Genomic DNA, 24,181 nt, shown 5'->3' with positions numbered 1-24,181 from the left:
ACAGAACTCAGTCCTTGATATAAACTAAACCGTCCAATATTTGGGGGTCAGTTCAGGATCATTAGGGGTTTTGCTTGCAGAAAACCCTTATAACATCTGATCTATAGCCATTTGGGTCAATACCCGACCACGAGCGGTACGCAGCACATAACCTTGTTGAATTAAGTACGGCTCAATCACATCCTCAAGCGTCCCTCGGTCCTCAGCCATTGCCGCTGCTACCGCTTCGACTCCGGCAGGACCGCCATCAAAGCGCTCATGCAATATTTCAATATAACGCCTGTCTAAATGATCCAGACCTCGTCTATCCACTGCTAGCATATCTAACGCGCTACCCGCTATCTGACCGTTAATACTGCCATCGCCCTTAACCTCAGCATAATCACGCACACGCCGTAATAAACGATTGGCAATCCTTGGCGTACCACGCGCGCGGCGAGCGATCTCCACTGCACCATCTTCACTCATCGGTACACGCATCAAGCGTGCAGCACGGCTAACAATCGTCGTCAAATCAACAATATTATAAAACTCAAGCCGCTGTACAATACCAAAACGATCTCGTAGTGGCGATGTCAATAACCCCGCTCTGGTCGTCGCGGCTACTAGTGTAAACGGTGGTAAATCCAGCTTGATAGAACGAGCAGCAGGGCCTTCACCAATCATAATATCGAGCTGAAAATCTTCCATCGCGGGATACAGTATCTCTTCGATGACCGAGCTCAGCCGATGAATCTCATCAATGAACAGTACATCTCCTTCTTCTAGATTGGTCAACATAGCGGCCAAATCTCCTGGGCGCTCAAGCACAGGTCCCGAAGTCGAACGCAGATTACCACCCATTTCACGTGCAATAATATTGGCAAGGGTTGTTTTACCCAAACCCGGAGGACCAAAAATAAGCGTATGATCTAACGCTTCATTTCGACCGCGTGCAGCACCAATAAAAACCTCCATCTGCTCACGGACCACTGGCTGACCAATATACTCAGCCAATAATGCTGGTCGAATATTAGAATCAGGGGAATCCCCTGCCCCTTCTAACGGATTAATCAAACGATCATGCGTCATAAGTTTTTCATTATATTGAGAAGTTAGTTAATAAATAGCATAACCAAAGGCCATCTATAAGTCATGCAAAACATCAAAAGTTATCTGCTAAAACGAAAATAAGCGACAATTAATGTCGCTTATTTATTCGATATGTGTTGATATAACCATGAATAGCAATAACGACTAAAATTATTTAAACGTTGATAGCTGCTGCAATGTCGCTTTTAATAATCCTTGCGTGTCTGTAAATGTGTCACCATTACTCTTAGCGGCTTTGATCGCTTGCTGAGCTTCTTTTTCTTTATAGCCCAAACTTATCAATGCCCCCTCGACTTCAGCAATGATATTACCTTCGTCAGACATAGCGGCAGGCTCAATCGCAAACTCTAAATTACTGTTATCAACTTCGATATTTTTTAATTTGTCTTTTAGCTCAATCAATAAACGTTGCGCTGTTTTTTTACCGATACCTGGTATGCGAGTCAATGCGGTTTCTGACTCTTGCTCGACATGCATCTTGAGCTCAGCGGCTGACATCGCAGATAACATTGCCAATGCCATTTTTGCCCCAACCCCATTGATCTTAATCAATTGGCGAAAGACATCACGTTCTTTTCGATCGATAAACCCATAGAGTAACTGTGCATCTTCACGCACATGAAAATGCGTCCAAATACTCGCCTGCTCATTAAGATGTAATTGACAAAAGGAAGGCAGCGGCAACTCAATATCATAGCCAACACCAGAAGCAGTCATGATACAGGCAGTTGGTGCCATCAAATACTGCACCTGTCCAGTAATAAGTCCAATCATATCTACCACCTCTTATCCTATCACAACCAATGAAGGCAAAGATTCTACTCTATGGCCATCTAACCACGATTTTAACGCCTAATAAACTATTTATAAAAATCGACCATAGCCTCAAGGCTTAACGGACGAATCTTATGTGCCTGACCAGCCGAACCGAAGGCTTCAAAACGGTTGGTACAGACATCTGACATCGCAACCATAGAGGCTTTGAAGTATTTACGTGGATCAAACTCGCTAGGATTTTCTGCAAGAAACTGACGGATAGCGCCCGTCGATGCCAAACGTAAATCTGTATCAATATTCACTTTACGTACACCATGCTTAATCGCTTCAACGATTTGCTCAACAGGTACACCATAAGTCTCACCAATATTACCGCCATTTTCATTGATGACTTTTAGCCATTCTTGCGGTACTGATGACGAGCCATGCATAACCAAATGCGTGTTCGGAATACGGGCATGAATCTCTTTAACACGTTCAATAGACAGGATGTCACCTGTAGGTGGACGCGTAAATTTATAAGCGCCATGACTAGTACCAATGGCAATAGCAAGAGCATCGACGTTGGTATCTTTAACAAACTGCTCAGCTTCGTCAGCACTGGTCAATAGCTGCTCATGGTCTAGCACACCTTCTGCGCCAGAGCCATCTTCCTCACCTGCCATGCCAGTCTCAAGACTACCCAAGCAACCAATTTCACCTTCTACAGACACGCCGCAAGCATGTGACATTTTCACAACTTCGCGAGTAACGTTGGCATTATAGTCGTAATCCATTGGCGTTTTGCCATCTTCACCAAGCGAGCCATCCATCATCACTGAAGAAAAGCCAAGCTGGATTGAGCGTTGGCAGATAGCCGCTGACATACCATGATCTTGGTGCATAACTACTGGAATATGCGGCCATTCTTCGATTGCAGCAATAATTAGATGACGCAAAAACGCAGACCCTGCATATTTACGTGCGCCAGCACTGGCTTGTACAATCACAGGTGAGTCACAAGCATCTGCAGCCATCATGATTGCACGCATCTGCTCTAGATTATTGACGTTAAAGGCAGGAACACCATAGCTGTGTTCAGCGGCATGGTCTAAAAGTTGACGTAAAGAAATTAAGGCCATAAAGCGCTCTCTAATTAAAGGTTGAATAGTGTTTTTGAAAATAACTCTTAAAATGACAGCTTTTGAAATAGGGCTTTAGAATAAACAGCAAAAAACCTTGCTTAATAACAGTGACAGCACTGTCAATCTGCAAAACAGTTAATCATTTCAGGGGTAATTAATACGCGGTGATTATAGCAAAATTTGCGATGTCTTCGTAGCAGTTGCATCACTATTTATCGAACTATCTTTTTATAAAACCAATGTTGTAACTTAACCAACAAAATCTAAGTTCATACTCATTTAAAAAACAGTCATTAAATGAGGGAAATAATGCAGATAATACCAGGATATCAATCAGCGACTTGAGACCATTTGGCAGTGTTTTAGCTATTCTCAACCCATTTAACGTTTAGAATGTATTGAAGACAAGTCAGAGGCAATGCAAAAAGCCTTGGCAATCACCAAGGCTTTTCTAGTATTTTGAGAGCTTATAATAAACAAATATGTCCATAACTGATTTAATGGATTACCTATCAATCAGTAGAAGATCAACAAACCAGTCATTACATTGCTTAGTACTGTTGTTCTGCATCAACAGCAACATCTTCTGCACCGTCAGCAACAGCGTCAGCACCGTCAGCAACAGCAGTAGCAGCGCCTTCAACAACAGTACTAGCACCTTCAGTGATAGCATTGCCAGTGTCTTCTAGTGCTTCTGTTGCAGCAGCACCAGCAGTTTCAGCGCCTTCGGCAACTTCAGTACCAGCATCTTGAGCAGCAGTTTCAGCTTCAGCAGCAGTTGCTTCAGTTTCTGCAGCGATATCATCAGCAGCAGACTCAGTAGCCGCTTCAGCGTTTTCTTCTGTTTGTTGACTACATGCAGTAACTGCAAAAGTACCAGCAAGTACGCTAGCAAGTAACAAATGACGTTTTAACATAATAAACCTCTCATAAATAAAACATGTCAATATACATGGTTGCGCTATTTTATAGAGTGCAAATAAGACATGCAATAACAATTTTCAGTATATATACAAATAATAGCTACTTAATAATCAGTAGTTATGCCTGTTTTCTATCCAAAATCAACAAACAAAAATCATAGCTGACATATTAGCTTGCATAGCTTACTTTTAATACTTGTTTTAAATTGTACCAATAATGTTTCAAAAATGTTAATTAATGTTAATAAATTAAGCGCTAATTTGTAGCGCAGCAACTGCAGGAAGAACCTTGCCTTCTACAAACTCCAGGAATGCACCACCTCCTGTTGACATATAGCTAACACCATCAGCAACTTGATATTTATCAATTGCTGCTAAAGTATCACCGCCACCAGCAATGGAGAAGCCCTGGCTATTTTTGACAGCATCTGCCAATATTTGAGTACCTTGACCAAAAGCATCTACTTCAAACACACCTACTGGACCATTCCATAAAATAGTCTTTGCATTGAGAATGGCCTCAGCCAATTGTTTTGCGCTTTCTGGCGCGATGTCTAAGATCATGTCATCTTCGCCAATCGCATCAATAGACTTAACAGTGGCAGTCGCTTTTTGCAATGAACCTGTAAAATCGTCAAAATCAATGTCATTTTTATCAGCAACAATGACATAATCAGGCAATAAAATTTCCGTTTTATTCATAATATCACGGGCAGTATCCACCAAGTCTGCTTCATATAGTGAAGCACCAACACTATGACCTTGCGCTGCTAAAAAAGTATTGGCGATACCGCCACCAACGATAATCTGTGTACATATTTCAGCCAAGCTATGTAAGACTTCTAATTTTGTTGATACTTTCGAGCCACCAACAATTGCAAGCATTGGCTGTGCTGGTGTTTCAAGTGCTAAGCTCAAAGCATCAAGCTCAGCAGCCAATAGAGGACCTGCACAGACTGTTTTTCCTGCTTGACGCATGGCTTGAGTGACACCTTCTGTTGATGCTTGCGCACGATGTGCCGTACCAAAAGCATCCATCACAAATACATCGCATAAGTCGGCATATTTTTTTGCCAAAGAAGCATCGTTTTTCTTTTCACCTTCATTAAAACGCATATTCTCTAATAGTACGACTTCACCAGCTTTGATAGGTGCTCCTTCAGTCAAATACTCACGATTGAGACTCACTGACACCGCTAGCTTATCGCTCAAATAATCAGCAACAGGTGCTAATGAATATATTGCTTCTAGATTACCTTCAGTCGGGCGTCCCAAATGTGAACAAACGATAACGGCAGCGCCTTTTTCTAATGCCATCTGAATAGTAGGCAAACTTGCTTGCAAGCGAGCATCACTCGTGACTTTATTGTTTTTAATAGGTACGTTTAGATCTTCTCGAATTAATACCACTTTATCCGTTAAGTTCAACTCACTCATACGCAAAAAATTCATGAACTGCTCCTATGCATCAATCTGTTGGTTAATTTAAGCTTACTGTTATTGCTAAATGTTGCTATAAAAAGAATTACTCACCATCATTTCCTGGATGTGTATCCTCAATCATTTTATTTATTTCTAATTTTTGACTGGATAAAAGATATCTTTGTAGTTATATGACAAAGATTTTCTATATTCCGCACCGTGTTTTGGCTCATTTATAGTAGTAATGTGATTTAACGAACCAAAGTCGATGGCGATGTATTCTACCAGTTTATATCAACAGCTCATAACCAACATATTAATTAAAAACTTAACATGAGAATGTAGTGGAATAAGAAACCTTAACATTCTGTGGTGGTTTCTGAAAAACCTGTCCTTTACCATAAGACAATTCGCATTACTACAATCAATAAAAAAAGGCTTACGGATATAGGCCAGCATGACTACAATCATTAGGAAAATATAATTATTAGGAGAATACAATGAGTATTAATCTAAACACTGCCAAACAAAATCTGTTGAAACTTAAAGACGAATATGAAATTAGAATTGGCAAAATAGAAGATCATATTCAAAACCCACAAGATGATCTCAATGAGCATTGGGACGACCAAGCGATTTCTTATCGTCAAAACGGTATGCGCAAAAACCTTATGGACGAAGCGCGCCAAAACTTAAGCTATGTCGAAAATGCTCTCAATCGCATCGAAAACAACACTTATGGTGAATGTGAGGTGTGTGACAAGCAAATCGAAGAAAAACGCTTAGAAGCACTACCCTACGCTACATTATGTATGGAGCATGCTGAATAACTATTTACTGCTATTTCTGACGAATAAATTATAAAGCAGGTGGTCCCCACTCAGAAAACGCCTGCTGCCACTCACGACAGCGATTTGCTATTTCTGGGATGGGTAAATCCATAATATCGCCTACTACCGCGACATACTTAATCGGTAATCCTGCTAAATTCGAGACATTTTCAGCCGTTAGACCACCTATCACACACATATCTATACCTTGCTGACAACCTGAAACAATCTGCTCATGCGATACAATATCGGCATTTGGTTTGGTCATAGACGTAAAGACTGCGCCCATCGCAGCATAACTCGCGCCATCTTTTTTTGCCTCTGCCACTAATTCCGACTCACAGTGACACGTACGGCCAATGATTTGATTTGATGATAGATATTTTTTGGCATCGCTAATACTGCCATCTTTTTGACCCAAATGTACACCAACGCCAAGCTTTGCTGCCAAACCAATATCATCGTTAATAACAACGGGTACGTTATACGTACTGGCCAAATCGACTATTTGCTTCGCCTCTTTATACAACTCTGAGGCACCATCAGGTAGAGAAAGTGTTCTCTTACGGCGGATTTGTAGTAGCGCAATTAATCCTGTTGCCAGTGCTGCTTCTAACTTTTGATAGAGAATCTCAAACTCGTCATCGTTGGTCAGCAAATACAACTGAGGCTGTAAAATATTTGATAACTGAATCATATAATACGTCCGTAATTTCCACACAATAAAAAAGCTGTTATATCACATAACAGCCTTTTTATAAGTATCAAAACAATAAGCTTACACTGTACGACGTGTCGCTAAACTGTTGAGAATATTTTTGGCATCACCCCAACGTGTGGCTGAACTGTTCGCACCTAAGATAACAATAATCGCTGGACGGTTGTTTACGCGAGTTTCCATCACGACACAACGACCTGCTTCATTAATGAATCCTGTTTTTGAGATACCAATTGGGTAACTACCATCACGCACCAAACTACTAGTGTTGTTGGCTTTATAGGTACGGTTACCACTTGAATAGTTTGAGACAAAGAAATCGTAGCTCTTAGTGGTGGAGAAACGACGAATGACATCGTAATTACCAGCGGCACGTACCATTTTTACGAGATCTTTTGATGAAGCGACATTGCGCTTATCAAGACCCGTTGGATCGCCAAAGAAAGCGGTAGTCATACCCAAATCTTGAGCTTTACGATTCATAGCACGAATAAAGGCGCTATAGCCACCTGGATAATTACGCGCTAGACTTTTCGCTGCTGGATTTTCTGATTTCATCAATGCCATTAATAGCATTTCAGCACGATTCAAACGATCACCAGCTTTCAAGCGAGAGCTAGCACGCTTTGGACCAACAAAATCTTCTGCATCAAGCGTAATTTCTTCACGCATGTCAAGGCCTGCATCTAATACAACCATCGCGGTCATAATTTTTGTGATACTGGCCATCGGGCGCGCAGCATCAGCATTTTTTTCATAAATAGATTCACCAGTTTCAGCATCGATTACCGCGACACTGCGCGAATCAGTACTGATTGGCAGCATGTCGCTACTGCCAAACTTACCACTGTAAGTGGTATTGTAACTGTTGTTATTACTAGCGAAAGTGGCACCAGAACCATTATCAGTTTTTGTGATAGTGGAGCTGTTGGATTTGTACATGATATTACGCGCTTCAGACAGGCTATCAGCACCGCCCCAACTCATGCGAGCACTAGAACCAGTATCAGTGCTACCATTAATCGTAAGTGCCGCTTGTGATGCACTGCCCAAACTCAATGAAATCATAGCAGCGATTAGTTGCTGTTTGGTTAATGGTAGTTGTCTCATTATGCCCCCTGCTGTCGTTATCACGTCAGTTATACACTGTCTGGCGCCAAGAACGTACGTAGCCTTTATAGATGTGTTTGTAAGTACTCGTATAGAGTTTTTGTATTTTTAGTGTATCATGGTTTGCATTTAAGTTTAATGCATCAAACTGATTTAACGGTTTATTTTTACCGAATTCAAATTTCTCTACAACCAACTTATATTGTAGAAACATTGATTTACGTTTTAGAAACATGCATTCATTTTGAATGTGGCTATCATCCATATTCAATATAGGGTATGTTCAACACGCTATATATTAGATAATAATATTTTAAATACCACAACCTTTAGATGACTCAGATGTCTGGAATCTACTTGTCATTTAGCATCAGTCAAAACCTTCATTCTCACGAATAATAAAGAGTATCGTTATGATTAAAGTATTGGTAGTTGATGATCATGATTTGGTAAGAATGGGTATCAGTCGTATGCTATCAGATAGTGTCGATATCGAAGTGGTCGGCGAAGCAGACAGCGGTGATATGGCTATTAAACTGGCCAAAAAACTGCGCCCTGATGTGGTGTTGCTGGATGTTAATATGCCTAATATCGGTGGGCTCGAAGCAACTAAGCGGTTGATTCAACTGGATATGGGTATCAAGATATTAGCCGTCAGTAGTATGTCAGCACAGCCCTACCCATCGATGCTCATAAAAGCGGGCGTCAATGGTTATATTACCAAAGGCACGCCACTTGATGAAATGATACGAGCTATCAAAAAGATTTATCAAGGTGGTCGTTATTTTAGCCAAGATGTCGCGGAACAATTGGCTGATGTTTTATTATCAGATAATGCCAACTCACCCTTTGACTTATTAAGTGATCGTGAAAAGCAGGTAGCCATGATGGTGGTTAACTGCCAAAGCCCTCAACAAATAGCTGATCAACTATTTGTCAGTGTCAAAACCATCAATACTTATCGCTATCGCATTTATGAAAAAGTCGGCGTTGACAGTGATGTTAAATTGACGCATCTGGCCATTCGTCACGGCTTGATTCAGCCGTAAACTACTTAGATCGTGTCCTCAGTCTGAACATAAAAATCTAAACAGGCTGAAAATGAGGACACGCCCTAGTCACTCTTTCTCAACCACGGTCTATTTATGAAGCCTGCTATTACTCATTATTTACATCACGATGATACCCTTCCACAAACACAGCTACGAAAGCTAGGGCTCATCTATAGCAGTTATCGCTTTGTCCTTAGTACATTTTTTATGTTGATGGGATATGTCACAGCTCAGGCTAATGATAATGTCTCTCTGCCAAGCTTTTTGCAACAAACTGCCCTTAGCTTTTATATTCTACTGAGTCTAATCTTACTTGGACTGTTTTATGTAGTACATAAAAAAATGCAACGCCAACTCGCTTTTGGTTTGGTATTAGATGTTGTGATATTGAGTTTATTACTTTATACAGCTGGCGCTCCTGACTTACAGCTCACCATGCTATATATGGTAGTGGTTGCAGCGAGCTTTATGCTGCTCAATGCCTCACAAGCATTCATTGTTACCCTACTTGCAATTATTTTTGTTATTTATCAGCAGTTTTTTTATGCCATTGCCAATAGTATAAATTTGGCAAACTTAGGTAATGCTCTACTCATGTCTGTCAGCTTTTTGGCCGTTGGCTTTTTAAGTTGGTCTATTTCGCAGCGCCTGATGCAACTTGAAAAAGTAGCAGCGGGACAAGCAAAAGAAGTAGAACGATTGAATGTCATCAATCAAGAAGTAATCGCACAGATGGCGAATGGTGTCATCGTCATTGATAAGCAGCGTGTTGTCCTAGCTAACCTTGCGGCCCATCAATTACTGAGTCTTTCATACAATTTGTCAGTATCAGTACCATTACCTAACCCGTCCAGTGAAGCTAGCCACGCACGCAACAACAATCATACTGAGCTCTTAACCAATTTTGAGCAACAACTCAGTAAGCAGCATGCACAGTTATTAAAAGCCTGCTTGTCAGTAGTAGAAGGCCAATCATGCACTTTTACTTATGATTTACCAGCAGTAGCAAATGCCTCTATATTCGGTAAATTACGTGTGCAAATCGTTCCCTTAAAAGATGATAGCAAACTCATCATGCTAGAAGATTTACGCCGTGAGCAAGCCAGTGCTCAACAATTAAAACTGGCTTCTTTAGGGCAATTAACGGCCAGTATCGCCCATGAAATAAGAAACCCGTTAGCAGCTATTTCTCAAGCCAGTCAGCTATTAATGGAAGACGTAACAGAAACTGAGGAAAAAAACGCAGCAGATGATGATATCGATAATAATTACGAGCTTTATAAAATGATATTTTCACAAACCAAACGGGTAAATCGCATTATCGAAGATGTCTTAAAGCTGTCTCGCCAGCAAGCAGCAAATCAGCAGTCAATCGTACTGGCTGAATGGATGCCAACATTTTTGGAAAACTACTTTTCAAAACATGATGTTTTTTTACGAGTAAACGCACAGCCCACGATATCATTTGATACTCACCAATTGGAACAAGTCTTAATCAATTTAATAAACAATGGCTTACGCTACAGTAGCTATGCCCACTCTCATGCTTATGTGGAAATTGAAATTTATTGTGCCGACAACGATGTTATAATCGATGTTTTAGACAATGGTGATGGTGTGAGCTCTGAAAGTCTCGAGCACTTATTCAATCCTTTTTTCACCACAGATCAAAAAGGTACTGGCTTAGGGTTGTACTTATCACAAGCATTTTGTGAAGCCAACCAGACTCGCTTACTTTATATTCCTGAACATAAAAAAACCTGTTTTCGCTTAATAGCACCTTCTGTGGGCTCTAGTCCGAACATAATGAATGCGAGATAAAAATGCTCTATAAGTAAGGGTTGTCTAATGCATGTTTAATACTCGTTAAGGTTCGAGCATTACCATCACTTTACGCCTTGTCTGGAGCTGTTTTGATGATCAGCAGTGACTATTTTTAAATGTTAAATATATTGTAAATATCAAACATGTCCTAATTAGAAAATGCTATCTTTTTAAATTTTGTAGATATAAATACGATGAGATGATGTATGACAACAACCGCGCTAGTCGTTGATGACGAAGTAGATCTATGCAGATTAATGCAAATTACTTTGACTAAAATGGGGATAAAAAGTGATGTGGCTTACACTCTGTCACAAGCAAAATCCTACTGGCAAGATAATGATTATGATTTTTGCCTAACCGATTTAAATCTGCCTGACGGCTCAGGACTAGATTTGGTAAAAGAAATCAATGGTAGCTCTAGCACTCCTGTCGCTGTAATTACTGCGCATGGTAGTATGGACTTGGCTATCGAGGCGTTAAAGTTAGGTGCTTTTGATTTCGTCAATAAACCACTAGAGCTACCACGTTTACGACAGTTAGTAGAGAATGCTTTAAAGGTTATTCATCAAGACAGTGCATCGACCAGCACACCTGAATCTTCACCTGAGCAAAAAATGTTGAACAGTAGGCTTATCGGTAACTCTGCTGTGATGCACCCTCTTAAGAACACCATTTTAAAATTAGCACGCTCACAAGCACCTGTATTTTTATCAGGTGCTTCTGGCACAGGAAAAGAAGTAGTTGCGAGACTAATTCACGACCTAAGCCCTCGTAGGGATGGTAGCTTTGTGCCAGTTAACTGCGGTGCCATCCCTTCAGAGCTAGTAGAGTCAGAGTTTTTTGGTCACAAAAAAGGCAGCTTCACAGGCGCTGTTACTGACAAGCAAGGGCTGTTTCAACAAGCAAATGGCGGTACATTATTTTTAGACGAAGTCGCAGACCTGCCTTTAGCAATGCAAGTAAAACTACTGCGTGCCATTCAAGAAAAGACAGTGCGAGCTATTGGTGATACTAAAGAAATACCTGTTGATATCCGTATTCTATCCGCCACACATAAAAACTTAAACCGCCTAGTACAAGACGGAGCCTTTCGACAAGATTTATATTATCGCATCAATGTGATCGAGCTAAAACTACCCACGCTTAACGCTCGCCGTGATGACATTCCTGTTTTGGCTGAGCACTTCTTGGCAATGATTGCCAATGAATGGCAGTTAGAGACCGTACCTTCCTTAACTGTAGATGCCTGCGCGCGCTTACAACATCATAACTTCGCTGGCAATGTTCGCGAGCTACGTAATATTCTTGAACGTGCAGTCACGCTAGCAGAAAATCCAACCATTGATACCATTCACTTGGGCCTCGCTGATATCGACACTCATCAAGACATTACAAATATCCAAAGTCCTGAGAATACGAACAATACATACTTACCAGAACCAGAGAAAACTCATAAAACAGCTGATCAAACGCTAGAAAGTAGCGAAACACGTCTCCATTCAACACAAACCACTCAGGTTCAGCAAACAACAACCAATTTGCACCCATATCGTACTAATATTCAACACTTCCCTAATATGATACAACCATCAACTAACAATCATATAGAGGCATTGAATGAAGCCAGTCAGGATTGCAATAACGACACCACCATTTATCAAGCGACGCAAAATAGGGATGGTCAGCAAGTCAGAATAAACGAACTACCAGACGGACAGCTACCCTCTGAAGGGCTAGAGAACTACCTACAAGAGCAAGAAAAGCAGTTAATTATCACCGCACTTAAACAAACTGGTTGGAATAAAACTCAGGCAGCTGAACTTCTAGGCACAACTTTCCGCTCTTTACGCTATCGCATGAAAAAATTGGAAATAGCCGAGGATCAATCCGAATCATAACGTCTCAAACGTTATGATTCATGGTTGGCAATGTTGACAACGGCATTCTGTCAACAGCCAAAACTTAATTACTTGTTTTGTCTATCGTTTTATCGACCTGAGTAGGCTTACGAACAAAACGAATGCCCGAAGCCAATGCTCTGGTTTTTAAAAGAGTTAGTGCTTGCTGCTCCCAAGTACCCTCATTACCTGAAAAGGCCACATCGGGCTTTACACCGATACCATCTATTCTTTTACCTGATGCTGTCATATATTTCGCAACGGTGAGCTTGACAGCTTGTTCATCATTTAGTGGAATCACTGACTGTACCGAGCCTTTACCATAACTCACTTCACCAACGATAGTAGCACGCTTTTGCGCCTGTAAACTGCTGGCCAACACCTCAGCTGCTGATGCTGAATAGCGATTTTGCAACACCACTAATGGCAATGGTTCAAGTAATGCTGCACCTTGAGTCGAGAGCGTACGTGAATCACTTTGACGCGCTTTTACTTGTACCACATCCGTATCAGTCATAAACAAACTAGCAACGCTAACCGCTGATGTTAATACACCACCTGGATTATCACGCATGTCTAACAAGATACCCTGTATGGGTGCGTCTAAATCAATTAAGCTTTCTAACAGTTTTTCACGGCTGTTGTTTTGAAAAGCAGGTAATTTGACGATAGCAATACCGTTGACCAGCCTTGCTTCAATCACTTGAGGGTGACTATTATTACGCTGCAACGTAGTCGTATGCTTACGACGCCCAGCAGTTGACGTCACAATATCTACTTGCGTACCAGCAATCCCTGTTAAGAGCTGCTGGACATCATTGCTTTCTTTGTTTGCATTAAGTTTAAACTCATCTACTTGATGCAAGTAGTCACCAACAGCAATGCCTTTTTTATCAGCAGGTGAATTATCACTAACCTCTGTGATTACCCAATGGCCAGATGCGGATTGATAAGTGACTTTAATACCAACATCACCGACATCACCTTCTGTAAAAGCACGCAGGTTCTCATAGGCTTCAGCATCCAAAAACTCAGCGTGACTATCAAGCTTGGTTAGCATTCCGCTCATTGCATTACTAAAAAGCTCTTCATCATTCACCGTATCCACATATTCACGGCGCACTAAATCTACTACAGCGACAAACGTCTTAAGCGTCTCTGGAGAAATGGCATTTAATGATACTTGTGCAACTTCAGGTGGAATACTGGTATCGATATCATCCGTATCATCAGTTAGCGCTGTTTCATCTGGAATACTATCTATTGAGTCATCAGGCTCATCTGCAGCATCGAGCATATCAGCAATATCTGATAAATTATCAATATCATTTTCGGTGGCTATTTCATCATCATTTAGACTAATAAGCTGCAAACCTGCCGTAGGACTATGAGTCGTATCAGTTGTCTCTAGTGTTGCTGCCTGTGCGTACATACTAACCGTACTTAATCCAAGCAAACCAATTATCAATACAGGCTTACAGACAGTAGGTGCGCTTGATAAGCGTATCATTGGCTTGCCCAATCGTTTAAACACAGACGAGCGTATAAAGTAGAAAGGAGGCATAAGAGAACTCAATTAAATAATAGAATGTACAAAATCATTGTTAATGATGTATTCATCAATATGTGTCTCACAACATAACACCAAGCATGGGCTTAAGACTAGACTAGTATTGCACGTAATTTAGGGAAAATGTATCGAAAAAAAAGGAAAGATAGCTGGTATCTCTCCTTTTTTATCACTATAAACAATACTAATATACTGTCAAAATATAAAGACTAAAATCACTCAGCAATAAATCATGACACAGGAAGCAATAAGCTTTTACCTGTCATTTCAATTGGTATTTCGAGATCCATCAGTGCCAAAATAGTAGGAGCAACATCGCTCAGCTTACCACCACTACGCACTTGCAGCTTCTTATCACCCACATAAATCAAAGGTACTAATTCAGTAGTATGCTGCGTATGTACTTGCCCACTTTCATAATCCTGCATCTGTTCACAGTTACCATGATCAGCTGTGATAAGCATGTCACCACCAGCTGCTCGCACTGCTGCCGCCACACGACCCACACAGACATCTAGCGACTCAACAGCTTGGACAGCAGCATCAAATATACCTGTATGCCCAACCATATCACCATTGGCATAATTCACTACGAGTGTATCGTATTGACCAGACTCAATCGCCTCTACCAATTTATCTGTTACTTCAGGTGCGCTCATTTCAGGTTGTAAGTCATAAGTAGCCACATCTGGAGAAGGTACTAAAATACGAGTCTCGCCTTGATACTCGTCTTCACGACCACCACTAAAGAAAAACGTCACGTGAGCATATTTTTCGGTTTCTGCGATACGTAGCTGTGTTTTACCTTGATCTTGCAAATACTCGCCAAGTGTATTCGTCAAGGATGTTGGGTGATAAGCGATACTGGTTTTTGAATTATCAGCCAACACATCTGAATACTTGGTCAGCATCACAAACGCTGCAAGTTTCGGTTGTTTATTACGAGCAAATCCAGGAAACTCATGATCTGGCAGTACAAATGCTTGGGCAAGTTCACGAGCACGATCAGCACGGAAATTCATAAAAATAAGCGCATCATTGTCGTCGACAGTATATGGTACTTCATCACGTCCAATCACAGTAGTCGGACTAACAAACTCATCCGTCTCACGTGCTTTATAAGCAGCTTGCACTGCACCATCTGCACGAGTAGCTAAACGATCAGCCTTACCTTCAGTGATAAGCTCATAGGCTTTTTGGACTCTATCCCAGCGATTATCACGATCCATTGCATAGTAGCGACCAATAATACTCGCTATCTGTACTCGACCACCTTCATAATGCTCATTGAGTTTATTAATATGCGTGCGTAGACGGTTTATATACTTATCGGCAGACTTCGGCGGTGTATCACGACCATCTAAAAAACAATGGACGAAGACATTTTCGGCGCCATGTACCAATGCTGAGTGACACATTGCTTCGATATGGTCCTGATGAGAATGCACCCCACCATCTGATAACAGCCCCATGATGTGTACATTACCACCAAGCTCATTTGCAGCTTTAACAGCATTTACCAACGCTTCGTTTTTATAAAACTCACGATTAGACAGCTCGCTTGAAATACGAGTGGAATCTTGATAAAGAACACGGCCAGCGCCCAAGTTCATATGCCCAACCTCTGAATTACCAAATTGACCATCTGGTAAACCAACATCTTCTCCTGAAGCTGATATTAGCCCATGCGGATACTGCTGATAAATCTTATCTAAATTTGGCATATCAGCAGCCGCAATCGCATTATCTTTATCTTCTTCACGATTTCCAAAACCATCTAGTATCATTAAGACATGCGGTATTTTTTTATTATTGAGTTGAGCTTGACTATTATTAAGAGATTCTGATTGATGGTTATTATGGGTCATGAATTACCGCTCCTCAAGTGAATGAACGCCTATAATGCTGTATTAGGATGTTTAAAGCCTTCTATCTTAACACACATCTTAAAATAGCTGAAAAACAGCCCTTGCAAGCCCATAATTAGTGGCTAGCAGCACTGATTGCTTACTCAGAATAAGCTTAAAAATCAGCATCAATAATACCTAACATCAAACCTACAGTAGCAATCTGTAAATCGCACTTGCAATCACCCAAACCATTGGTTAAGATAATTATATTCTGAAGTGTTGGCTAGTAGATGTTTATTCCCTGAGCCGATAATGCTTTACCAGGATGTGGTACCTATTGTCTCAATGCGTATGCCTGCACCGCTTGCGGTGTATCAGGAAACCTACAGAGGCAATGACGCATCCGCCCTGAACTTCACGGTTCATGGGTCACCATCTTGCGGCGGCACTTCGGTTGTTATATTCGGTTTTAACCTTTTGAAGTATAACGAATGAGCTTATAATTAATTGGTTATAACCAACAAAAAGCCCCTTTTGTCATCAACAAAAGGGGCTTTTTTATACCTATCTGTTAATGATTATTCATCATTGGCAGATTTAGTGATTTTTTTCACGTCTTTAGGAATGTTTTTGGCAGTACCATCTACAGTTGTGTGTTGTTTAAAAACATCACCAAACGGGTTTTGTTGTTGCTGACCAAACGGGTTCTGTCCGTTCATACCACCTGCTCCACCAAATGGGTTTTGACCACCCATACCGCCGAACGGGTTTTGTCCACCGCCCATTTGCCCACCCATCTGCTTGGCCATCATTTCCATCATTTTTTGCTGATTGTTCATGACGTAATTATTGGCAAAGTCTTTAAGCTTCTTTTGCACTGGTGGTAATATAACTAGTAACGCGAGAAAATCACTGAGCACACCAGGAATTAGGAGTAAAATACCCGCTGCTGCCATCGCCACGCTTTTAATCATGGTCGATTCTTGCGGACGCATTGATGGGTTCATCATGCCACCAGCTTTCATCTGCTGTGCCATTGGATTGAGTGCTGCCATTCCTTTACGGATGAGTGAAATACCAATGACTGCAGCAACGATAAACCACATGAACACCCACCAGCCGCTCATAAATTGAGCAAGCAAATACCATAGTAGCATCTCGATAATAAACCAAACGATGGCAATACCAACTATCTGACCCATAAAGTGTCGTCCTTTAAAATAAAAATCAATAAATTGAGTGCCATGCAAATTAAGATGGCTAACATATGATGTATATGGGGATTGATTGCTATACTATCAAACTATAGGCTCATTTTTAAGTCATATAGTCGGTACAATATAATTTGGATACAAGCAAGTTGAGTAAAAGCACTGCGAGTAGTAGTGCTGGACAAATCGTATTCTATATCCAATTTATATAAGATTGAACCCAAAACAAAATGTAAAAAAACGGAGTACTATGGCCATTATTATCGGAATTGATCCAGGCTCGCGCATGACGGGTTATGGTATCGTTCATCAAACCGGCGACAAATTGATATATATCGATGCGGGCACTATCCGTACAGATACCAAAGAGATGCCTGAGCGACTTAAGCGTATTTTTAATGGCTTAACACGAATTACCCAACATCATTTGAAATATACTGACGAGCCTATTTACACCGCTATTGAGCAGGTGTTTATGGCTGAAAATCCAGACTCTGCACTTAAGCTTGGACAAGCACGAGGTGCAGCGATTGCTGCTATGGTAGCATTGGACTTGGAAGTCTCAGAGTATACCGCACGTCAGATTAAACAAGCCGTTTGTGGTTATGGTGCAGCAGCAAAAGAACAAGTACAGGAAATGGTTTGCCGGATATTATCTTTAGACGTGATACCGCAACAAGATGCAGCTGATGGACTTGCCTGCGCTATTTGTCATGCACATTCAAGCCATTCGATGAATAAATTGCTACTGAACAGCGCTATGCGTGGACGCGGTGCTTCCAAGAAAAAAGGCCGCTGGCGTTTGACCGAAGAAGATTTAGGTAATCTACGTTAAATATAGACAACCATAAAAAAACACGCGTCTATATGGCGCGTGTTTTGATTTGAACGGCAAACTTAGTAAAGGTTAAAACTAATACGTTTGACCGAAACATTCATATGATCTAGACTTAAAACTATTCCGCTACCGAGCTTTGAATAACTGCGTCCAAGACATAAGCGTATTCTTCACCTGATGCACTGCCTTTTGTTCCATCACTGTTACTTAGTCGATAACGCTGTAGACGTAATACTTCATCATGCTTGCTATCATGCTGGTAGCCATCGATCTCACCAGTAAATACACTCCATTCGCCTTCACTGACCTTAATACCCTGATTATTATAAGTAATCGGTTTAACTCGTAAGCACGTCGGTGCGTCACTGTCTGCGCACGGTACCATATCAGCACTTACCGCCCAAAATACTGCCTCACCTTTGCTATTATACTTAGCTTGTGGTGTGAGTTTGCCTTCCCAAACCAAAGTAGCCGAGTCGTTAGTTACTTGCGTCAGTATTGGTGTATCATCTTTAAAAACATCACTACCTGTCGCAAAAACAAGTTGACTATTGCCTTGCATCAGCTGACTTAAGCTGTTTTCGGCCTTATCAAGATCGCCACAAGACATCTTGGTACTCATGCTGTCTTCAATAGTTAAGGCAGAACCTTGCAGCTGATACACAGCACTCATAGTGTTACAGCCGACACTATAGTTTAAGGTGTTTTGACCTTGGTGTTGATTGAATGACAAACGTACTTGGTTAGTGATTTGCATCAATGTATCTAATGGTTGATCGCTACTATCGGCTGCAGATATGAGCGTCCAACGATAACGTGAAAGATTGTGAATCATGGCTTCTTCAGCACTCATCTCTTTCACCGTTGCTTGATCTTCTCCAACCATAACGTTAGATATGATGTCACCATCCATATTATCTGTATTTCTCGTGACTGCGTTAGCATTATCTACTGCCATATTTTCACTGGGTGTAGACGAGCCTTGACAGGCACTTAGTGCCACATTGGCTGCCAACAAGCTGGACACACAGATCAAACTAACAGGTCGTTTTTTAACAGACGATGTCATAACAGTCATACCTTGTAGCTATTCGTATGCATCATAATTATCCTTTTCTTACAAGTCTAAACAATTGATGACATAAAATTAATATATGGCATCAACCTAATATATAGTGTAAATACCTGCATACTATAGCGCTAGTGACTGTTTTGGTTGTAACAAAGTGTTCGATTTTATAGTTTCATAGTAACTGCCATTCTGACTACTATTTTTCCATATACCGTCATAAAAAAGCCTTGAATAGTTGATGCTACTATCAACCACCAAGGCTAACGATGATAAGTCACTTGTTAATTTTGACGTTTTATCTATGCATCTTTGTGAGCAAGTTTGGCTTTTGCCATATTTTTAATACTAAAGCGCTCATTCATCATTTGATAAAAACGAGCCAAATTTTTGCCCTGCTCATTAGGATCTACTTTCAGCACTTTTCCAAAATCTAAACCGATATATAGGACGATATCAGCAAAACTCAATTGCTCACCAACCAGATACTCACGGCCTTCTAAGATGTTTTCAAAATACGCGAGTGTTTTGACCCCTCGTGCGATAGATGGTGTGACAAACTCTGGCACTTGCTCAACACGTTGGGCTTTTGCAGGATTACTGTGCTGAAATGCCAACATAAAGTTATACAAGACTTCAAACTCTGCAATACGGCGCATAGAGCACACTTGGGCGCGTTGTATGACATCATTACCCATCACTGAGCGCTCACCATAAACACGATCTAGGTATTCGCAAACGGCCTGTGAATCATTGAGTACTGTGCCATCACCTAATACCAACACTGGCACGGTTCGCATCGGATTTATTTGGGTAAACTCATCTGAATTCTGCTCATTAGCAGCGAAATCAATATCAATGACGTCGATATCATCAATATCATCAACGTCAATACCTTTTGATGCTAATAAGATAAGTGCCTTGCGTGGGTTTGGTGCGGTACGGGTTACGTATAATTTTTTCATGACAAACTCCTTGTAAGTTGGACTCAAAGCGACTCAGCGCTGATAGACTTTGTTATGGTTATCGTACTATAGCGTATAGTTCAGAATACCAATACGCTATATAACAGTTATAGCCTACTATGCTCATCATAGCAAAACCTAATAATGCTTGTTATATAAATAGTAAAAAGCCCCATAACATTACGTTACAGGGCTTATTATTTTTAATGACAGGACTGCTCCACCTTATTTATTTGGTGAAGGTGTGGTACGTAGATAAGGTTTAACCTCTGTATAACCTTTAGGATATTTAGCAGCAATGTCTTCATTCTTAACACTTGGTGGAATAATCACATCATCACCATCTTTCCAATCTACTGGTGTTGCAATATTGTATTCATCAGACAGTTGTAGCGCGTCAATAACACGAAGAATCTCATCAAAGTTACGACCACAGCTAGCTGGGTAGGTTAAAATCAAACGAATTTTTTTGCTTGGATCAATGATAAACACGCTACGTACGGTATGAGTACTATCGGCATTTGGATGCATCATGTCGTATAGCTCGGCGACTTCTTTGTTTGGATCGGCGATGATTGGAAAGTTCAAGTCAGTACCTTGAGTCTCACCGATGTCTTTTGCCCAAGCATGATGATCGTCTATACCATCGACTGAGATGCAGATTGGTTTAACACCACGCTTTTGGAATTCGCCATTCAGTGCAGCAGCGCGGCCAAGCTCAGTGGTACAAACTGGCGTGAAGTCAGCTGGATGCGAGAAGAAAACAACCCAGTTATCACCTGCCCAATCATGGAAGCTAATATCGCCATCTGTCGTCGTTGCGTCAAAATTTGGTGCGGTATCGCCTAAACGTAAATGTGCCATGCTTTATTCCTTATTATGTTTGTTAATCAGTTCGTTTGTTAACGAGTTAGTGATGAGTGCTAGTATCCAAAGATATCCACACTCTCTATTATTATCAACGTACTCTGTTAGATACTACACAATAATGCAAAGTACGTCAGCAAAAACTTCATCCTATATTATCAAACTGTTTATTACTGTCTTGTGATGGATTGTAATGCAGTTATTCCATTTTTTACCAACCAAATTAGTATATACCGAGACAATCTGTTACACCACCATCCCTGCATCCCACAAGCAGAATTCCCCGAACTTCCCTCTCTTGCTTATGCCACTGGCTGATCGTCCTGCGTCTGTTAAGACCAACTCGCCTTCTTTCTCTTGCAGATAACCAGCTGCCAATAACTTGTTATTTAATTCTTGTGTTTTGTAGCCCAACTCTTTCGCAAGCTTAGCTGTCGTTAATTTAGAATAGTTTGGTGTCGCCGACTCTGTGCTAGATTTCGCTGTTGTATTAGTATTAGTATTAGTATTAGTATTGGTATTCGCCGTAGAGTTGCTAGAGGTGACTTTGTCATCGTTTCCACCGTCAGATGCACTGACTTTTTCAAGAGACATTCGCACCTCCTCGCTAATACGAATAATACGCTGTGCTTCTTCATAGGTATCGGCGTAGAGTTTAGCGTCCTCATTACGATAAATGAGTACCCCCATTTCATTGTTATTGACTTGGCTAAACTCATAAAGGTTCAAACTGGTAATAATGCACTCATTTTCATTCAAGTAGCATTTGGCATGTAGATTCTTACAAAAACTGGTACGAATAAAGGTCAGGTTTTTAAGCCAGTTAATTTCTTCAGGATGTAGATCATTCTTACCATAAACAATTCTAATATCAATTTTCAGACGATTGCGATCTTCCAATAGCTCTTTAATACGTTCATTAAGCTTTAAATATGGACTGATAATAACCAGTCTATCAGAGGCATTTTTGATTAACTCTTCTAAGTGATAAGTCGTCCCACTGCTGTTTAAAAACTTTGCCATTTTTTATCCTCAATTTCTACTATTACAATTTATACCTATCCACAAAAAAACCCACCTCTAGCGTACTAGAAATGGGTATATTTGCAAACTACTATTGTTTAGTCTTGCCTTAAATAAAAGTTATTTATACTGCCCATTAAGCAGGCTTATAACTATCACGTAAGCTAACAATTTGATTAAAGACCGGTTTATCCTTGCTGTGGTCTTCGCTATCAGAGATAAAGTAACCTTCACGCTCAAACTGGAAACGCGTACCAGCATCAGCATTGGCAAGTGATGGCTCAACCACCGCACTGAGTTCAATCAACGAATTAGGATTCAATGCTTGATGGACGTCAGCAACGCTGCTTGGATCTTCAACACTAAATAACTGATCGTACATGCGTACCGTTGCTGGCACGCCTTGACTGGCTGATACCCAGTGAATGACACCTTTAACCTTACGACCTTCAGGATTGCTGCCCAAGGTAGTTGGGTCAATCGTGGCTTTTAGCTCGACCACATTGCCAGATTCATCAGTAATATGCTCAGTCACGGCCAATACATAAGTATTACGTAGGCGAATTTCAGGTTTTTCGGGTGACAAGCGCTTGTAGCCTGCTGGCGGTACAATTTCGTAATCACCTTGATCGATATAGATGGTCTCAGTGAACGGGATTTCACGCTCGCCCATATCGACATTAGGATGCTTTGGCTGCGTGAGCCATAAAGTCTGCGAATCATCATCAAAGCGTGCAATGACGCTATCGGCTTTTTGTGACTCCCAGCTGCTAACCGCTTCCGCAAAGTTTGTAATCGTCACTTTTAACGGCTTTAGTACCGCCATACCACGTGCAGTCGTCGTCTCCAATGATTGACGAATACTAAACTCTAATAAACGAAAATCAACCACACTATCTACTTTTGTCACGCCCACACGTTCACAAAAATCACGTAAACCCTCTGGTGTATAGCCACGACGCCGCATGCCAGCGATGGTTGGCATACGTGGATCATCCCAACCGCTAACAATACTTTCGTCAACCAACTGCTTAAGTTTGCGTTTACTGGTCAACGTATGATCCACATTCAAGCGGCTGAACTCGTACTGGTGCGGCGGCGTGGCAAAACCAACTTTTTCAATGACCCAATCATAGAACGGGCGATGGTCTTCAAACTCTAATGTACACAATGAATGAGTAATACCCTCAAGTGCATCAGAGAGCGGATGGGCAAAATCATACATCGGATAGATGCACCATTTGTCACCAGTCTGATGATGCGCTTGGTGCATGACGCGGTAGATGACAGGATCACGCATGTTCATGTTGGGGCTTGCCATGTCAATCTTGGCACGTAACACAGCCTTGCCCTCAGCGTACTCACCCGCTTTCATATCATTGAAGAGCGCTAAGTTTTCTTCAACGCTAGCGTCACGATGTGGTGATGGCGTGCCAGCCTCATTAAATGAGCCGCGATTTTCTTTCATTTGTTCAGGTGATTGCAAGTCGACATAGGCATCACCCTGCTCAATCAGTTGTACTGCCCAAGCATGCAACTGGTCAAAATAGCCTGACGCATGATGTGCTTCACCTGCCCACTCAAACCCAAGCCATTTAACATCATTTTCGATATTATCGATAAAGTCTTGCTTTTCTGCTGTCGGATTGGTGTCATCAAAACGCAAATTACACACACCATCAAACTCTTCAGCCACACCAAAATTTAAACAGATAGACTTTACATGACCCAAATGCAAGTAGCCGTTTGGCTCAGGTGGAAAACGCGTCACGATTTGTTGCTGTTTTTGCGCATTGACATCGTCACGAATGATATTACGAATAAAATCGTTTTTTTGTTCGTCTTTTTGTGCATTGTTGCTTGAGTTATCACTCATCGGGCATTGCTCCTAACGCAAATTATCAGTTCACGATGCGTGCCATCACACATCATGGAATATTCAAACCAAACCATTAAAAACAGGTCATCAAAAAATTATAATAAAAAGGGATAAAGTTGCGTTATTCTATCAGCTT

The 24,181-nt window shown here is 41.1% G+C and carries 20 protein-coding genes and 1 other RNA gene; 6 read left to right on the top strand and 15 right to left on the bottom strand.

Annotation, left to right across the window (positions count from 1 at the left end):
- Positions 1–87 precede the first annotated feature (87 nt).
- The 5 genes from ruvB to EI164_RS01910 form a co-directional block, all read right to left on the bottom strand.
- Positions 88–1,071, bottom strand: coding sequence for a Holliday junction branch migration DNA helicase RuvB (ruvB, locus tag EI164_RS01930; RefSeq protein WP_192518313.1), 984 nt, complete (start codon positions 1,069–1,071; stop codon positions 88–90).
- Positions 1,072–1,242: 171 nt separating this feature from the next.
- Positions 1,243–1,866, bottom strand: coding sequence for a Holliday junction branch migration protein RuvA (gene ruvA / locus EI164_RS01925; RefSeq protein ID WP_192518312.1), 624 nt, complete (start codon positions 1,864–1,866; stop codon positions 1,243–1,245).
- Positions 1,867–1,952: 86 nt separating this feature from the next.
- Complete coding sequence (gene fba, locus EI164_RS01920; protein WP_192518311.1) at positions 1,953–2,990, bottom strand: class II fructose-bisphosphate aldolase; 1,038 nt, start codon at positions 2,988–2,990, stop codon at positions 1,953–1,955.
- Between the two features lie 554 nt (positions 2,991–3,544).
- A complete protein-coding gene (locus tag EI164_RS01915) occupies positions 3,545–3,910 on the bottom strand; it encodes a hypothetical protein (protein ID WP_192518310.1) in 366 nt (121 codons plus the stop codon).
- A gap of 255 nt (positions 3,911–4,165) precedes the next feature.
- Positions 4,166–5,368, bottom strand: a complete 1,203-nt coding sequence (locus EI164_RS01910; RefSeq protein ID WP_192518309.1) for a phosphoglycerate kinase — start codon at positions 5,366–5,368, stop codon at positions 4,166–4,168.
- Positions 5,369–5,838: 470 nt separating this feature from the next.
- Between EI164_RS01910 and EI164_RS01905 the strand changes: the two genes are divergently transcribed.
- Positions 5,839–6,168 (top strand): TraR/DksA family transcriptional regulator, encoded by a 330-nt coding sequence (locus EI164_RS01905; RefSeq protein ID WP_192518308.1) that lies wholly within the window; start codon positions 5,839–5,841, stop codon positions 6,166–6,168.
- Positions 6,169–6,196: 28 nt separating this feature from the next.
- On the opposite strand, the gene EI164_RS01900 is transcribed toward EI164_RS01905, so the two are convergent.
- Complete coding sequence (locus EI164_RS01900; protein WP_192518307.1) at positions 6,197–6,865, bottom strand: thiamine phosphate synthase; 669 nt, start codon at positions 6,863–6,865, stop codon at positions 6,197–6,199.
- Between the two features lie 81 nt (positions 6,866–6,946).
- Positions 6,947–7,996 carry a serine hydrolase gene (locus tag EI164_RS01895; protein ID WP_192518306.1) on the bottom strand — a complete coding sequence of 350 codons (1,050 nt, stop codon included), beginning with the start codon at positions 7,994–7,996 and terminating at the stop codon, positions 6,947–6,949.
- 413 nt (positions 7,997–8,409) lie between these two features.
- Between EI164_RS01895 and EI164_RS01890 the strand changes: the two genes are divergently transcribed.
- The 3 genes from EI164_RS01890 (at position 8,410) to EI164_RS01880 (ending at position 12,773) form a co-directional block, all read left to right on the top strand.
- The gene (locus EI164_RS01890; RefSeq protein WP_192518305.1) at positions 8,410–9,045 is read left to right on the top strand and encodes a response regulator; all 636 of its coding nucleotides are present in this window, start codon (positions 8,410–8,412) and stop codon (positions 9,043–9,045) included.
- 96 nt (positions 9,046–9,141) lie between these two features.
- Entirely contained in the window at positions 9,142–10,869 is a 1,728-nt protein-coding gene (locus EI164_RS01885) for a sensor histidine kinase (RefSeq protein ID WP_192518304.1), read from the top strand.
- 209 nt (positions 10,870–11,078) lie between these two features.
- Entirely contained in the window at positions 11,079–12,773 is a 1,695-nt protein-coding gene (locus EI164_RS01880) for a sigma-54-dependent transcriptional regulator (RefSeq protein ID WP_192518303.1), read from the top strand.
- Positions 12,774–12,837: 64 nt separating this feature from the next.
- Here EI164_RS01880 and EI164_RS01875 read toward each other — a convergent pair whose 3' ends face one another.
- Together EI164_RS01875 and gpmI are read right to left on the bottom strand one after the other, a co-directional pair.
- Positions 12,838–14,337, bottom strand: coding sequence for a S41 family peptidase (locus EI164_RS01875; RefSeq protein ID WP_192518302.1), 1,500 nt, complete (start codon positions 14,335–14,337; stop codon positions 12,838–12,840).
- A 236-nt stretch (positions 14,338–14,573) separates the two neighbouring features.
- Positions 14,574–16,211, bottom strand: a complete 1,638-nt coding sequence (gene gpmI, locus EI164_RS01870) for a 2,3-bisphosphoglycerate-independent phosphoglycerate mutase (protein ID WP_192518301.1) — start codon at positions 16,209–16,211, stop codon at positions 14,574–14,576.
- A gap of 247 nt (positions 16,212–16,458) precedes the next feature.
- Here gpmI and ssrS point away from each other — a divergent pair.
- A non-coding RNA gene (ssrS, locus tag EI164_RS01865) (6S RNA) lies at positions 16,459–16,654 on the top strand.
- Positions 16,655–16,771: 117 nt separating this feature from the next.
- On the opposite strand, the gene EI164_RS01860 is transcribed toward ssrS, so the two are convergent.
- Positions 16,772–17,395 carry an FxsA family protein gene (locus tag EI164_RS01860; protein ID WP_192518300.1) on the bottom strand — a complete coding sequence of 208 codons (624 nt, stop codon included), beginning with the start codon at positions 17,393–17,395 and terminating at the stop codon, positions 16,772–16,774.
- A 259-nt stretch (positions 17,396–17,654) separates the two neighbouring features.
- On the opposite strand from EI164_RS01860, the gene ruvC reads away from it, so the two are divergent.
- Entirely contained in the window at positions 17,655–18,239 is a 585-nt protein-coding gene (gene ruvC, locus EI164_RS01855; RefSeq protein WP_192518299.1) for a crossover junction endodeoxyribonuclease RuvC, read from the top strand.
- A 121-nt stretch (positions 18,240–18,360) separates the two neighbouring features.
- Here the strand turns inward: ruvC and EI164_RS01850 are convergent, their stop codons facing one another.
- The 5 genes from EI164_RS01850 to EI164_RS01830 all read right to left on the bottom strand — a co-directional run bounded on the left by EI164_RS01850 (position 18,361) and on the right by EI164_RS01830 (position 24,042).
- A complete protein-coding gene (locus EI164_RS01850; protein ID WP_192518298.1) occupies positions 18,361–19,311 on the bottom strand; it encodes an META domain-containing protein in 951 nt (316 codons plus the stop codon).
- 302 nt (positions 19,312–19,613) lie between these two features.
- The gene (locus EI164_RS01845) at positions 19,614–20,276 is read right to left on the bottom strand and encodes a glutathione S-transferase family protein (RefSeq protein ID WP_192518297.1); all 663 of its coding nucleotides are present in this window, start codon (positions 20,274–20,276) and stop codon (positions 19,614–19,616) included.
- A gap of 225 nt (positions 20,277–20,501) precedes the next feature.
- Positions 20,502–21,140, bottom strand: coding sequence for a peroxiredoxin (locus EI164_RS01840; RefSeq protein WP_192518296.1), 639 nt, complete (start codon positions 21,138–21,140; stop codon positions 20,502–20,504).
- 249 nt (positions 21,141–21,389) lie between these two features.
- Positions 21,390–22,166, bottom strand: a complete 777-nt coding sequence (locus EI164_RS01835) for a phospholipase D family protein (protein ID WP_192518295.1) — start codon at positions 22,164–22,166, stop codon at positions 21,390–21,392.
- A 136-nt stretch (positions 22,167–22,302) separates the two neighbouring features.
- The gene (locus EI164_RS01830) at positions 22,303–24,042 is read right to left on the bottom strand and encodes a glutamine--tRNA ligase/YqeY domain fusion protein (RefSeq protein ID WP_192518294.1); all 1,740 of its coding nucleotides are present in this window, start codon (positions 24,040–24,042) and stop codon (positions 22,303–22,305) included.
- Positions 24,043–24,181: the final 139 nt, after the last annotated feature.

The organism is Psychrobacter sp. FME13, assembly GCF_014861395.1.
In the GTDB taxonomy this organism is placed as follows: Bacteria; Pseudomonadota; Gammaproteobacteria; order Pseudomonadales; family Moraxellaceae; genus Psychrobacter.
The sequence above is the reverse complement of the archived record's forward strand: the minus strand, read 5'-3'. Positions and strand labels throughout refer to the sequence as shown.

Coding starts and splice junctions, on each gene's coding strand:
- EI164_RS01835 (WP_192518295.1), bottom strand. CDS start 22,166: ATGGCAAAGTTTTTAAACAGCAGTGGGACGACTTATCACTTAGAAGAG.
- EI164_RS01910 (WP_192518309.1), bottom strand. CDS start 5,368: ATGAATTTTTTGCGTATGAGTGAGTTGAACTTAACGGATAAAGTGGTA.
- ruvA (WP_192518312.1), bottom strand. CDS start 1,866: ATGATTGGACTTATTACTGGACAGGTGCAGTATTTGATGGCACCAACT.
- EI164_RS01850 (WP_192518298.1), bottom strand. CDS start 19,311: ATGACATCGTCTGTTAAAAAACGACCTGTTAGTTTGATCTGTGTGTCC.
- EI164_RS01890 (WP_192518305.1), top strand. CDS start 8,410: ATGATTAAAGTATTGGTAGTTGATGATCATGATTTGGTAAGAATGGGT.
- EI164_RS01860 (WP_192518300.1), bottom strand. CDS start 17,395: ATGGGTCAGATAGTTGGTATTGCCATCGTTTGGTTTATTATCGAGATG.
- EI164_RS01880 (WP_192518303.1), top strand. CDS start 11,079: ATGACAACAACCGCGCTAGTCGTTGATGACGAAGTAGATCTATGCAGA.
- fba (WP_192518311.1), bottom strand. CDS start 2,990: ATGGCCTTAATTTCTTTACGTCAACTTTTAGACCATGCCGCTGAACAC.
- EI164_RS01905 (WP_192518308.1), top strand. CDS start 5,839: ATGAGTATTAATCTAAACACTGCCAAACAAAATCTGTTGAAACTTAAA.
- EI164_RS01840 (WP_192518296.1), bottom strand. CDS start 21,140: ATGGCACATTTACGTTTAGGCGATACCGCACCAAATTTTGACGCAACG.
- ruvC (WP_192518299.1), top strand. CDS start 17,655: ATGGCCATTATTATCGGAATTGATCCAGGCTCGCGCATGACGGGTTAT.
- gpmI (WP_192518301.1), bottom strand. CDS start 16,211: ATGACCCATAATAACCATCAATCAGAATCTCTTAATAATAGTCAAGCT.
- EI164_RS01895 (WP_192518306.1), bottom strand. CDS start 7,996: ATGAGACAACTACCATTAACCAAACAGCAACTAATCGCTGCTATGATT.
- EI164_RS01845 (WP_192518297.1), bottom strand. CDS start 20,276: ATGAAAAAATTATACGTAACCCGTACCGCACCAAACCCACGCAAGGCA.
- EI164_RS01830 (WP_192518294.1), bottom strand. CDS start 24,042: ATGAGTGATAACTCAAGCAACAATGCACAAAAAGACGAACAAAAAAAC.
- EI164_RS01915 (WP_192518310.1), bottom strand. CDS start 3,910: ATGTTAAAACGTCATTTGTTACTTGCTAGCGTACTTGCTGGTACTTTT.
- EI164_RS01900 (WP_192518307.1), bottom strand. CDS start 6,865: ATGATTCAGTTATCAAATATTTTACAGCCTCAGTTGTATTTGCTGACC.
- EI164_RS01885 (WP_192518304.1), top strand. CDS start 9,142: ATGAAGCCTGCTATTACTCATTATTTACATCACGATGATACCCTTCCA.
- ruvB (WP_192518313.1), bottom strand. CDS start 1,071: ATGACGCATGATCGTTTGATTAATCCGTTAGAAGGGGCAGGGGATTCC.
- EI164_RS01875 (WP_192518302.1), bottom strand. CDS start 14,337: ATGCCTCCTTTCTACTTTATACGCTCGTCTGTGTTTAAACGATTGGGC.